We start from the raw sequence: 12,669 nt of genomic DNA, 5'->3' as shown, positions 1-12,669 counted from the left end.
TTTCGGCCCGGGCATCGGTGGCCCGTGCTCATCACGATTGCCGGGGCGATCGCGCTCACCGGCCACGGACTTCCGATTCGTGCAGGACGAGCCTGTTGGCGGGCCGCCGTGGCAGCCCGGTTTCGCCTGAGTTGCCGGCCAGCGGGGTGGGCCGAGGGTCAGCGCACAGCGGGCGCGAGAGCCGCAAGCGCTGCGCGGTAGGTCTCGAGTGAGCGCGCCTCGCCAGGCGCTGACACGAAGCTCGACCGAATGACTCCAGCGGTGTCGATGAGGAAGGTCGCACGGTTGGCGAATCCCCTAGCCTCGAGGAAGACGCCGTACTCCTTGGCGACGGCGCCGTGCGGCCAGAAGTCCGCAAGGAGGGTGAAGTCGTAGCCCTCGTGGTCCGCGTAGGCGCGCAGCGTCGCTTTCGAGTCCACCGAGATGCCGATGAGCTCAACACCGCCGTCGGCGAAGAGAGCGAGATTGTCGCGCAGCTCGCACAGTTCGCGTGTGCAGGTGCTCGAGAAGGCGAGAGGGAAGAAGACGAGGGCGACCGGTTTGCGCCCGCGGAAATCGGAGAGGCGGATGTGCTCGCCGAACTGATTGGGCAGCTCGAAATCCGGAGCTAGCGTCGAGTCCTGTAGAGGCATTAACGGTCCTTTCGCGCGTGGGCACTGCGAGCCGCGAGCACGATTCGCAATCCTACGCGCGGCGTCCGCTGGGTCAAGTTCCACCGAGTGGGTGCAACTAGACTCAGTACCGCCCAACGCGCGTGCCGCTCCTCGAAACCCGAGCCGGAACTCAGCGAGGGGCTCCACAGCAGCAACCACGGGGAATCCGCGAACAAGAGCGAGGTCTACGGTGACGGTCAACGATCAGGATCCATATTCGGTCAACAACATCGACAAGGATCCCGAGGAGACTGCCGAATGGCAGGAATCCCTCGACGCGCTCGTCGAAGCGCAGGGTCACGAGCGGGGCCGCCAGATCATGCTCACCCTGCTCAAGCGGTCGAAGGAGCTGCACCTCGGCGTTCCGATGGTGCCCACGACCGACTATCTGAACACCATCGCGCCGGAGAACGAACCCGAGTTCCCGGGTGACGAGGCGGTCGAGCGCCGGTACCGCGCCTGGATCCGCTGGAACGCAGCGATCACCGTGCACCGCGCCCAGCGCCCCGGAATCGGCGTCGGCGGGCACATCTCCACCTACGCCTCCTCTGCCTCGCTCTACGAGGTCGGCCACAACTACTTCTTCCGCGGCCAGCACCACTCCGGCGGCGGCGACCAGATCTTCTATCAGGGCCACGCCTCCCCCGGCATGTACGCCCGCGCCTTCCTCGAGGGCCGACTGAGCACCGAGCAGCTCGACGGGTTCCGTCAGGAGAAGTCGCACGCGGCCGGCGGTCTCTCGTCGTACCCGCATCCGCGTCTCATGAAGGACTTCTGGCAGTTCCCGACCGTGTCGATGGGCCTCGGCCCGATCAACGCGATCTATCAGGCGCAGGCCAACAAGTACCTCACCAACCGTGGGATCAAGGATGCGTCCGACCAGCAGGTCTGGGCGTTCCTCGGCGACGGCGAGATGGACGAGGTCGAGAGCCGCGGAGCCCTGCAGTGGGCGACCAACGAGGGACTCGACAACCTCAACTTCGTCATCAACTGCAACCTTCAGCGCCTCGACGGACCGGTGCGCGGCAACGGCAAGATCATCCAGGAGCTCGAGAGCTTCTTCCGCGGTGCCGGCTGGAACGTCATCAAGGTCGTCTGGGGACGCGAGTGGGACGAGCTCCTCTCCCGCGACACCGAGGGCGCGCTGCGCGACCTCATGAACCGCACGCCCGACGGCGACTACCAGACCTACAAGGCTGAGAGCGGCGCCTACGTGCGCGAGAACTTCTTCGGCCGCGACCCTCGCGCACTCGAATTGGTCAAGGACTACACCGACGAAGAGGTCTGGGGCCTCAAGCGCGGCGGACACGACTACCGCAAGGTCTACGCCGCATTCAAGGCCGCCCAGGAGCACAAGGGCCAGCCGACGGTAATCCTCGCAAAGACGGTCAAGGGTTACGGCCTCGGTCCGTCGTTCGAGGGCCGCAACGCGACCCACCAGATGAAGAAGCTCACGCTCGACAACCTCAAGAAGTTCCGTGACGAGATGCGCATCCCGATTACGGATGCTGCCCTCGAGGAGAACCCGTATATGCCGCCGTACTACCACCCCGGCGACAACGACGAGGCGATCAAGTACATGCACGAACGCCGCCAGGCGCTCGGCGGCTACGTGCCGGAACGGCGCTCGCGGTTCACCCAGGTGGCCCTGCCCGAGACCCCCACCTATGACGTCGTCAAGCGCGGCTCCGGCAAGCAGGAAATCGCCACGACGATGGCCTTCGCCCGCCTGCTCAAGGACCTGCTCAAGTCGAAGGACTTCGGGCACCGGATTGTGCCAATCATCCCCGACGAGGCACGCACCTTCGGCATGGACGCGTACTTCCCGACCTCGAAGATCTACAACCCCAAGGGGCAGCAGTACACCTCGGTGGACCGCGCTCAGCTGCTCGCCTACAAGGAAAGCCCGCAGGGTCAGATCCTGCACGTCGGCATCAACGAGGCCGGCGCGTTCGCCGCGTTCACCGCGGCCGGAACCTCCTACTCGACGCACGGCGAGGCGCTCATCCCCGTCTACGTCTTCTACTCGATGTTCGGATTCCAACGAACCGGCGACGCGATGTGGGCGGCGGGCGACCAGATGGCCCGCGGCTTCATCATCGGCGCGACCGCCGGTCGCACCACGCTCACCGGCGAGGGCCTTCAGCACGCCGACGGCCACTCGCTGCTTCTCGCGTCGACGAACCCGGCCGTGATCTCCTACGACCCGGCCTACGGCTACGAAATCGGCCACATCGTGCAGGCAGGCCTCGAGCGCATGTACGGGGAGACGCACATCGACCCGAACGTCATGTACTACCTGACCGTCTACAACGAGCCGCTCGTGCAGCCTGCCGAACCGGAGGACCTTGACGTCGACGGTCTGCTCAAGGGCATCTACCTGCTCAAGACGGGCTCTGCCGAGGGTCCTCGCGCGCAGCTCATGGCATCCGGCGTCGCGATCCCCTGGGCGCTCGAAGCGCAGCAGCTGCTCGCGGAGGACTGGGGCGTCGCCGCCGACGTCTGGTCGGTCACCTCATGGACCGAACTGCGCCGCGAGGGACTCGACGCGCTCGAGCAGAACTTCCTCTACCCCGAGGCGGAGAAGCGCGTGCCCTACCTGACCGGCAAGCTCGCCGAAGCAGATGGACCATTCGTCGCGGTCACCGACTTCATGCACGCGGTGCCCGACCAGATCCGCCAGTTCGTTCCTGGTGACTTCGCGACGCTCGGGGCCGACGGGTTCGGCTTCTCCGATACGCGCGCGGCAGCCCGCCGCTTCTTCAAGATCGACGGGCCGTCGCTCGCAGTGCGGGCGCTGGAGTCCCTCGTGGCCCAGGGCAAGGTCGACCCGTCGGTGCCGCAGGCCGCGATCGACAAGTACCGGCTGCACGATGTGAGCGCTGGTACTTCCGGCAATACGGGCGGCGAGAGCTGACGACGGGCGACAGACGGTCCACCGTGGTGCATTCAAAGGAGCAGACGCTCGCCTGGCTCAAGACAGTGACAGGCGAGCTGGCGACGGCGACGCTCAAGCGGCTCGACGACACCCTGCCCTGGTACGGCGATATGCCGCCGGGGCGGCGGTCGGCCGTCGGGCTGGTCGCGCAGGCTGGCATCACCTCGTTCATTCACTGGTTCGATGACCCGACCTCCACGCCGTGGATTGCGGCGGATGTCTTCGGTGCGGCGCCCCGGGAGCTGCTGCGCTCGGTGAGCCTCACCCAGACGCTCCAGCTCATCAAGGTGACTGTCGAGGTCGTCGAGGAGCGGGTCAAGGGTCGGGACGAGACCCTGCGCGAGGCGATCCTGCTCTACTCGCGTGAGATCGCTTTCGCCGCCGCAGACGTCTACGCCCGAGCCGCCGAGGCTCGAGGGTTGTGGGACGCGCGTCTCGAAGCGCTCGTTGTCGACTCGATCCTGAGCGGCGAATACGACGATGAGCTCCCCTCCCGCATCGCGGCCCTCGGGTGGCACGGGCACGGTGAGGTGTCGGTTCTCGTCGGAACTGCGCCTGGGATGCTCGACGTGGACATGCTCAGACGCACCGCGAGGCACCTCGACGCGGACGTGCTCATCGGCGTGCAGGGCAGCCGCCTCGTGCTGGTGATCGGGCGGGCCCATCCGACCCCGCCCGACGGCGAGACGACCGCCGAATCCACCCTCGTGCCGTTCATGGACATCGCCACCGCACTCGAACCCGGGTTCGGCGATGGGCACCTCGTGCTCGGCCACGAGGTGCCGAGCCTCGTCGACGCCTCCAAGAGCGCGAAGGCCGCCCTCGCGGGATTCGCCGTGGCCCGGTCCTGGCGCAACGCGCCCCGACCGGCGTTCGCCGACGACCTTCTGCCCGAGCGTGCCCTCGCGGGCGATGCCCTGGCACGCTCGACCCTCATCAACCGCATCTACCGCCCATTGCAGGCGCACTCCACCGAGCTGCTGGCCACCCTGTGGTGCTACCTCGACAACGGACGCTCGCTCGAGGCGACCGCCAGGGAGCTGTTTGTGCACCCGAACACGGTGCGGTACCGCCTCAAGCGGGTCTCCGAGGTCATCGGCTGGGATGCGACAGGCGCCCGCGAGTCGCTCATCCTGCAGGCTGCGCTGATCCTCGGCTCGATCGCGGAACCGGATGCTGCGCCGCGGAGGCGACGGCGCTGACCTGAGGGAACCCACAAGGGTTGCTCCAGTTTTTGGTGCGATTGGTACAGAGCCGCACGGCGGCAGGTTGGGAGACTAGTCAAGTGATCGTCGTCGTATGCCCGGGACAGGGCTCCCAAGCCCCCGGATTCCTCACTCCCTGGCTCGCCGAAGATGGCTACCGCAGCGAGCTGGAGGCGATCTCCGACGCGGTCGGCATCGATCTGGTCACCCACGGCACGGTGTCTGATGCCGACACGATCCGCGACACCGCGATTGCCCAGCCGCTCATCGTCGCGGCCGGGCTGCTCACACTCACCGCGCTCTTCGCCGACGGTCGGCGCGAGCGGATCGGCGGGGTCGCAGGGCACTCCGTCGGAGAGGTCACCGCCGCCGCCGCCGCCGGCATCCTCTCCACCACCGATGCCATGACCCTCGTCACTGAACGCGGGGCCGCCATGGCGCAGGCCGCGGCACTCGAGGCGACCGGCATGAGCGCCGTCGTTGGCGGCGACGAGGCCTCACTGCTCGAGACGCTGGTGCAACTCGGTCTTGAACCCGCGAACTTCAACGGCGGCGGGCAGATCGTCGTGGCCGGTGCCCTCGGCGCACTGGACGAGCTCAAGGCCGCTCCCCCGGCTGGAGCGCGGGTCATCCCGCTCCAGGTTGCCGGCGCCTTCCATACCCGGTACATGGCCCCGGCCGTGGCACGTCTTCGCACTGTCGCGGCCGCCCTCGAGACGCACGACCCGAGCCTGCCCATCTGGACCAACCGCGACGGATCGAGCGTCACCAACGGGGCGGCCTTCGTCGACCTGCTCGTTGGACAGGTCAGCTCCCCGGTACGGTGGGATAGCACGATGGCCTCGTTCGCGGCCGCTGGCGTCACCGGAGTGATCGAGATCGCTCCTGCCGGTGCGCTGGTCGGACTGGCAAAACGCGGCCTCAAAGGAGTGCCGACCGTGGCCGTCAAGACCCCGGCAGACCTCACCGCGGCATTCGACCTGATTGACGGGATCTCATGACAACGGCAACACTCACTCAGTCGCAGGGCAGCCAATTCACCCGCATCTACAGCTACGGTGCCGCCCGCGGCGACCTGATCGTGCCGAACTCCGAGCTCATCGGCCCGATCGACTCGAGCGACGAGTGGATCCAGCAGCGCACCGGCATCATCACCCGCACGAGGGCATCCGCGGGGGTCTCCGCCATCGATCTCGCGACGGAAGCTGCCACGGAAGCGATCGAGAAGTCCGGCGTTCACGCCGATCAGATCGACCTCGTCATCATCGCCACCATCAGCAATGTGCAGCAGAGCCCGTCGATGGCCACCGTCGTCGCCGACCGGGTCGGTGCGAACCCCGCCGCCGCATATGACGCCAACGCCGCATGCGCCGGTTTCAGCTACGCCGTCACCCAGGCTGACGCGCTCATCCGCACCGGCGCCGCGCACTACGCCCTCGTGGTCGGTGCCGAGAAGCTCTCCGACGTCGTCGACCCCACCGACCGCTCCATCTCCTTCCTGCTCGGCGATGGCGCAGGCGCCGTCGTGATCGGACCAAGCGACACGCCCGGCATCGCAGCGCCGGTCTGGGGATCCGACGGGTCCAAGGCCGACGCGGTCGGTATGAACGCCACGCTGACCGAGTTCCGCGACGGCGCCGCGCCGTGGCCGACGCTCCGCCAGGAGGGCCAGACGGTCTTCCGCTGGGCCGTCTGGGACATGGCCAAGGTCGCGAAGAAGGCTCTTGAGGTTGCCGGGATTACGAGCGCCGATCTCGCCGCGTTCATCCCCCATCAGGCCAACATGCGCATCATCGACGAGTTCGCGAAACAGCTCAAGCTGCCCGAGTCGGTCATCGTCGCGCGCGACGTCGCGCGGACCGGCAACACGTCCGCAGCATCCATCCCGCTCGCGACACACGCGCTGCTTCAGGAACACCCCGAACTCAGCGGCGGTCTCGCCCTGCAGATCGGTTTCGGCGCGGGCCTCGCCTTCGGGGCCCAAGTCGTGGTTCTTCCCTAGACTTGACCCCGGTCATCTGACACCCCCATCAAGGAGAAAACACAATGGCACTGTCCACCGAAGAAGTCCTGGCCGGTTTGGCCGAGCTCATCAACGACGAGACCGGAATTGCAACTGATTCGGTCGAGCTCGGCAAGTCGTTCACCGACGATCTGGACATCGACTCCATTTCGATGATGACCATCGTCGTGAACGCCGAAGAGAAGTTCGATGTGAAGATCCCGGACGAAGAGGTCAAGAACCTCAAGACCGTCGGTGACGCCGTCACCTTCATTACGGCCGCACAGGCCTAAGGCCTGTTCGCGGGTACGGCCGGCCGGCCCAGATCTGGTCGGCCGTTCCCATTGTTCGTTGCAACGTCGTACCGACTTCCTTCCCGTCGTTCCGCGTCGTTCCAGCAGAGAGACTACTGATGCGCCCCAAGAAAATCGTTGTCACCGGACTGGGTACGACCTCACCCCTCGGCGGTAACATCGCCGACACCTGGCGGGCGCTGCTCGCCGGCGAGTCCGGGGTGCGCACTCTCGAGCAGGACTGGGTCGCCAAGTACCAGCTGCCGATCACTTTCGCCGCCCAGGCCAAGGTTCCCGCCACCGACGTTCTCGAACGAGTCGAGATCAAGCGCCTCGACCCCGGCAGCCAGTTCGCCCTCATAGCGGCTCGCGAGGCGTGGGCGGATGCCGGTGCGCCAGACATCGACCCCGAGCGCATCGCCGTTGACTACGCGACCGGGATCGGCGGAATCTGGACCCTCGTCGACGCCTGGGACGTGCTCCGCGAGAGGGGCCCGCGCCGGGTTCTTCCGATGACCGTGCCGATGCTGATGCCCAACGCCCCGGCCGCGGCGATCAGCATGAGCCTGTCCGCCCGCGGCGGCGCCCGTACCGTCGTCTCCGCCTGCGCCTCAAGCACCGAGTCGATCGCCAACGCGTACGACCACCTGCAGGCCGGCATCGCCGACATGATCATCGCCGGTGGCACCGAAGCCGCCATCCATCCGCTCCCCATCGCGTCCTTCGCGGCCATGCAGGCGCTCTCCAAGCGCAACGATGACCCCACGCGCGCCTCACGCCCCTACGACGTCGACCGCGATGGATTCGTGCTCGGCGAGGGCGCCGGCGCGATCGTGCTCGAAACCGAGGAGCACGCTCTCGCTCGCGGCGCCCGGATCTACGCCGAACTCGCTGGAGGTTCGGTCACGAGCGACTCGTACCACATCACCGCTCCTGACCCTCAGGGATCCGCGGCGGCGCGGGCCATGCTCGCTGCTCTCGAGATCGCGGGAGCCGGTATCGGCGACGTCAGCCACATCAACGCGCACGCGACGAGCACGCCGGTCGGCGACATCGCCGAGTATCGCGCGATGCATCGCGTCTTCGGCGACCACCTCGACTCGATCGCGGTCTCCGCGACGAAGGCCGCGACGGGCCACTTGCTGGGTGGCACCGGGGCACTCGAGGCGATCTTCACGATCCTTGCGCTGCACCACCGCACCGCACCGCCCACGATCAACCTCGACAACCAGGATCCTGAGATCCCTCTCGATGTTGTCACGAGCCCTCGTGATCTGGGCACTGGACCGCTGCTTGCGCTGAGCAACTCGTTCGGCTTCGGCGGGCACAATGCTGTGGCGGCGTTCCGCAGCATGTAGGTCGTAGGGCTTTTCTTGAGCGCTCCGTTCTGCGCGGGGTGCGAGGTCTCTATTGCTGAGGCTGCGCGGCCGGTTGAGGCTGCGCGGCCGGCTGAGGCTGCGCGGTCGGTTGAGGCTGCGCGGCCGGCTGAGGCTGCGCGGCACGCTGAGGCTGCGCGGTCGGCTGCGGCGGCGCGGCGCGCTGAGGCTGCGCGGCGCGCTGAGGCGGCGCGAGCGAGATCGACTCGCCCTCCCCACGCGACGTCATGGAGGCGTTTTACCCCGATTTCGTAGACTCATCGGGAATGTCGCACCTATGTCGGTGGTCGGGTGTGGGCTGTGGTCATGAACAGAATCCGGGTGTCGGTGTGGGGCTTGTGGCTCGGCGTGTGCTCGCGTGTTCGGGCTGTTGGGTCGGCGGTGGTGGATGTCGGTGGTCGGGTAGTGGCTTGGTGCGTGAACGGAATGCGGGTGGCGGTGCGGCGCTTGGGGCTGATCTCTCGGGGTTCGGATGGTTGTTTCTTAGTGGCGTGTCGAGTGTCGGTGGGTGGGTATTCACTATGGGTATGAGCAGCTATCGGTGGACGGCGGAGGAGCAGGCGGAGCTTGCTGAGTCGATGCTGCAGTTCAATATCGAGGCGGATGCGGAGATGGCGGCACGTGGGTACCGGCCGGGGGTTGGTTTGCCGTTTGAGGGGATGCCGGCGGGGTTGTTCCCGCATGATCCGGATTTGGATGACCCGCGCTGGGCTGATGAGGACGATTACCCGGGCGTCCCCGACTGCCCCGGCCAGCCCGGCCAGCCCGGCGAGGCCGGCCAGGCCGGCGAGGCCGTCCAGGCCGGTGCTGGGCTTGATGGTGGTCGTGGGTATCCGTTTGGGGTCGCGGCGGGGCCGGGTGGGGCGGGTGAGGCGATGGGGCGGCTGATCGATGCGTTGGAGCGGGTGGAGCAGGGTATTGCGGGGCTGATGGGTGATCGGGCGGTGTTGTTCGAGCAGGCCCTCGTGCTGGCCGAGGCGGGCACGGAGCGCACGAGGGCGGGCAGCCGGCAGTTGGCGTTGCGGAGTGTGCGGGCGGAGCTGGGGGCGGCGTTGCGGATCCCGGAGCGCACCATCGACGCTCTGCTGGGGGTCGGTCGCAGTCTGGTCCATGAACTCCCGGCCACCCTCGAGGCTCTGCGGGGAGGGTTGATCAGTTACCGGCATGCGCAGGTCATGGTCGATCAGACCGCAGGTCTGCCTGCTGCTGCTCGGGTGGTGTTGGAGGGGCAGGCTCTGCCCTATGCGAGACGGTTGACGGCGTCGAAGTTTACGCAGAAGGCGCGGGTTCTGCGGGAGTTGCTGGATCCGGACTCGATCACACAGCGTCATGCGCGGGCGCGGGAGGACCGGGAGGTGCGTCTGGACCCGCAGCAGGATGGTCTGGCGTTGCTGTCGCAGCTGCTCCCGGCACCGGAGGCTGTCGCGATCTTCACCCGCCTCACCGACACGGCGATAGCCCTGCAGGGGCCGCTGGAGGTGCGTACTCTGGCGCAGTTGCGCGCCGACATCTTCAGCGACGTCATGCTCGACAGCACCGACAGCTCCAGCGGCAACGGCAGCGGCAGCGGCAACGGCAGCGGCAGCGGCGGTGACGGCCCGCTGGGCATGGTGTCCCGCCGCACCCGGCGTGGGGTAGCTCGCCGGAACCGGGCGGTCCGGGTCACGCTGATGCGCGCCGGCCGGAGGGTCGGCTGGGGGCGGTCCGGGATCCGCGGGAGGGGGTCGCTGCGGGACCGGTACTTCGACACCCGACCGAGGCTCAGCGTCACGGTGCCTGCTCTCGTGCTCCTCGGAATGAGCGAGGAGCCCGGGTCCCTCGACGGGTACGGGCCGATCGATCCGAACACGGCGAGGCTGCTCGCCGCCGGCGCGCCGGGCATGATCCGCCTCCTCACCCACCCCGAGACCGGAGCAATCCTCTCCGTCGGCAGGGACCGGTACCGGGTGCCCGCCGATTTGCGCAACTTCCTGCGGGTACGCGATGAGACCTGCCGCTTCCCGGGCTGCAGCAGGCAAGCGGAACAATGCGACATCGACCACACCCTGCAATGGCAACACCAACATCCGACCGCCCACTACAACCTTGCCCATTTATGCCCGAAACATCACACCATCAAAGACGAAACCAACTGGACTGTCGCCCACACGCGCGATGGCACCGGCGCCCTCGAATGGACCTCCCCCGCGGGGCGGACACACATCACCGAACCGGCAACCGTCATCACCAGCGGAGTACACGACAACCTCCAACGCGCCCTCCATACCGCCGCGCGCGACCAGGGAACGGACCAGACAGCGGACGAAGCAGCGCGCGCCCAGAGAACCGACGCCCGGAGAGCCGACGCCCGGGGAGCAGACGCCCAGAGAGCCGACGCCCGGGGAGCAGACGCCGAGGACGAGGACCCGCCACCGTTCTAAGACACGTGGAAGCCCAGCTTCGACACCATCGCCGCACGACCTGCTCAACCACCGGTTTCGGGTTTCGACACCATCGCCGCGCGACCTGCTCAACCGGCGGATCCGGGCTTCGATGTCGACGAACGGCGTGCCAGCGATCGACCTACCCCAGCGATCGACCTACCGCATCGATCGACCTTCCCCAGCGATCGACCTACCCCATCGATCGACCTCCCCCAGCGATCGACCTACCGCATCGATCGACCTTCCCCAGCGATCGACCTACCGCATCGATCGACCTTCCCCAGCGATCGACCTACCGCATCGATCGACCTTCCCCAGCGATCGACCTACCCCAACGGAAATGCCTACCGTGAGGCCGAAGGGCCCGGAGGTGCCCGAGGTCCCGGTGCTGCGGCTATCCGACCTTGTGCAGCCAGACGACTTGACTCGTGTCGCTCGCGTGGCGGAACGCCTCAAGCTCGTCGTCCCAGGCTTGTCCGAGGGCGAGACGCAGTTCGCGGTGCAGTTCGAGCGCGTTCGACCCTGCAATATCCATGGCATAGCGGACGCGGTCCTCGGGAATCACGACGTTTCCGACAGTGTCGGTCTGTGCGAAGAAGATACCGAGGTCGGGAGTGTGCAGCCAGCGTCCACCGTCCGCGCCGAATCCGGCGTCCTCGGTGACCTCGAAACGCAGGTGCTCCCAGCCGCGAAGGGCCGATGCGAGGACCGCGCCTGTGCCCGGGGCACCTTCCCAGAAGAACTCGGCTCGCAACGAGCCCTTGAGCACGGGTTGGTGGGACCAGTCGAAATTTACGGCACGATCAAGAGCGCGACCTGCGGCCCACTCGATGTGGGGCGCCAGCGCGCGAGGAGCGGAGTGCACGAAAAGCACTCCGCGAGCAGTTGCTGCAACCACAATGACTCCGTTCGGTTAGGTTGACTTCCCCATCGACCTAGTGAACGGCAGTACCGTACAGCGACTTGCGTATGAAATTTGCAACGGCGAGCCGTCAGGCCCATTATGGTCGATGGATGCTCGGAATCACAAGGACGTGGTTGCGCCGATTCGGCGAAAGGTTCGGCCGAAACTATACTCAGTAGAACAATTTCGAGAGGATCGATGCCGGTGTCTGTTCGTGACGGCCTCTTGACGATCCTCTCTCTTGGCCCCGCCTACGGCCTCCAACTGCACGCGGAGCTGACCTCACGGGCCCCGCACCGCGGCCCGGTCAACGTCGGCCAGATCTACGCAACTCTCGACCGGTTGGGCAAGCAGGGCCTGATCAGGTCCTCGGGCGTCACGAACGACGGTCTACCGCTGTACCGGCTCACCGAGCAGGGCAGGCGCGCCGTCGACACCTCGCGCGAATCTGCTGCGGTGCACACCCTTCCGGAGTGGACCGAAATGCTCGACCAGGTCATCATCGAGTCGACCATCCAACCAGCAACGGCACTGGCGCTTGCCCGCGACTATCGGGCCTGGTGGACCGAGGATTCGGCGCGCGTGCGGTTGGCGCTCGACGGCGGAGAGCACCGCTCCGACGTTCGACTGGCGCTTCTGGCCAGACAGGCGCAAGCGGTGGCCGCAGTCGCATGGCTCGGTTCCGTCAGCGACGCGCTCATCCAGGACGACCCGTCGCGGCCCTACTCCGCGGACAAGCCGCGCCGGGGCCGGCGCCCGCGTGCCGCGGTGGTCGCAGCGTCGCCCGACGCGTGATCGGATACCCCGCGCTGCGCTTGTTCGGATGCCCCGCGCTGCGCGTGTTCGGATGCTGGTGGGCTGCAATGTCCGCGCCT

10 protein-coding genes are annotated in these 12,669 nt (G+C 67.1%); 8 read left to right on the top strand and 2 right to left on the bottom strand.

Annotated features, from left to right (window positions below; genetic code table 11):
* Window positions 1-158: 158 nt before the first annotated feature.
* Window positions 159-632: a peroxiredoxin gene (locus BHD05_RS09845; protein WP_161886271.1), complete on the bottom strand. Its 474-nt coding sequence runs from the start codon at window positions 630-632 to the stop codon at window positions 159-161.
* Window positions 633-843: 211 nt separating this feature from the next.
* Between BHD05_RS09845 and aceE the strand changes: the two genes are divergently transcribed.
* The 7 genes from aceE to BHD05_RS09810 all read left to right on the top strand — a co-directional run bounded on the left by aceE (window position 844) and on the right by BHD05_RS09810 (window position 10,887).
* Window positions 844-3,570 (top strand): pyruvate dehydrogenase (acetyl-transferring), homodimeric type, encoded by a 2,727-nt coding sequence (gene aceE, locus BHD05_RS09840; protein WP_161886270.1) that lies wholly within the window; start codon window positions 844-846, stop codon window positions 3,568-3,570.
* On the top strand, window positions 3,567-4,793 hold the full coding sequence (locus BHD05_RS09835; protein ID WP_418763847.1) for a PucR family transcriptional regulator: 1,227 nt from the start codon (window positions 3,567-3,569) through the stop codon (window positions 4,791-4,793). The genes aceE and BHD05_RS09835 overlap by 4 nt, the downstream gene beginning before the upstream one ends.
* 83 nt (window positions 4,794-4,876) lie before the next feature.
* Complete coding sequence (locus BHD05_RS09830) at window positions 4,877-5,797, top strand: ACP S-malonyltransferase (protein WP_161886268.1); 921 nt, start codon at window positions 4,877-4,879, stop codon at window positions 5,795-5,797.
* Entirely contained in the window at window positions 5,794-6,798 is a 1,005-nt protein-coding gene (locus tag BHD05_RS09825) for a beta-ketoacyl-ACP synthase III (RefSeq protein WP_161886267.1), read from the top strand. Before BHD05_RS09830 ends, BHD05_RS09825 begins: the two co-directional genes overlap by 4 nt.
* A 44-nt stretch (window positions 6,799-6,842) precedes the next feature.
* Complete coding sequence (locus BHD05_RS09820; protein WP_161886266.1) at window positions 6,843-7,091, top strand: acyl carrier protein; 249 nt, start codon at window positions 6,843-6,845, stop codon at window positions 7,089-7,091.
* 119 nt (window positions 7,092-7,210) lie between these two features.
* Complete coding sequence (locus BHD05_RS09815) at window positions 7,211-8,449, top strand: beta-ketoacyl-[acyl-carrier-protein] synthase family protein (protein ID WP_161886265.1); 1,239 nt, start codon at window positions 7,211-7,213, stop codon at window positions 8,447-8,449.
* Between the two features lie 545 nt (window positions 8,450-8,994).
* Entirely contained in the window at window positions 8,995-10,887 is a 1,893-nt protein-coding gene (locus tag BHD05_RS09810) for an HNH endonuclease signature motif containing protein (protein ID WP_161886264.1), read from the top strand.
* Between the two features lie 397 nt (window positions 10,888-11,284).
* Here the strand turns inward: BHD05_RS09810 and BHD05_RS09805 are convergent, their stop codons facing one another.
* The gene (locus tag BHD05_RS09805) at window positions 11,285-11,788 is read right to left on the bottom strand and encodes a DUF3145 domain-containing protein (protein ID WP_161886263.1); all 504 of its coding nucleotides are present in this window, start codon (window positions 11,786-11,788) and stop codon (window positions 11,285-11,287) included.
* A gap of 210 nt (window positions 11,789-11,998) precedes the next feature.
* On the opposite strand from BHD05_RS09805, the gene BHD05_RS09800 reads away from it, so the two are divergent.
* Window positions 11,999-12,589 carry a PadR family transcriptional regulator gene (locus tag BHD05_RS09800; RefSeq protein WP_161886262.1) on the top strand — a complete coding sequence of 197 codons (591 nt, stop codon included), beginning with the start codon at window positions 11,999-12,001 and terminating at the stop codon, window positions 12,587-12,589.
* The last annotated feature ends 80 nt before the right edge of the window (window positions 12,590-12,669 follow it).

This window comes from Marisediminicola antarctica (genome assembly GCF_009930795.1).
GTDB classification, from domain to species: Bacteria; Actinomycetota; Actinomycetes; order Actinomycetales; family Microbacteriaceae; genus Marisediminicola; species Marisediminicola antarctica.
Note: the sequence above shows the minus strand (reverse complement) of the source record. Positions and strands in the feature narration are given on the sequence as shown.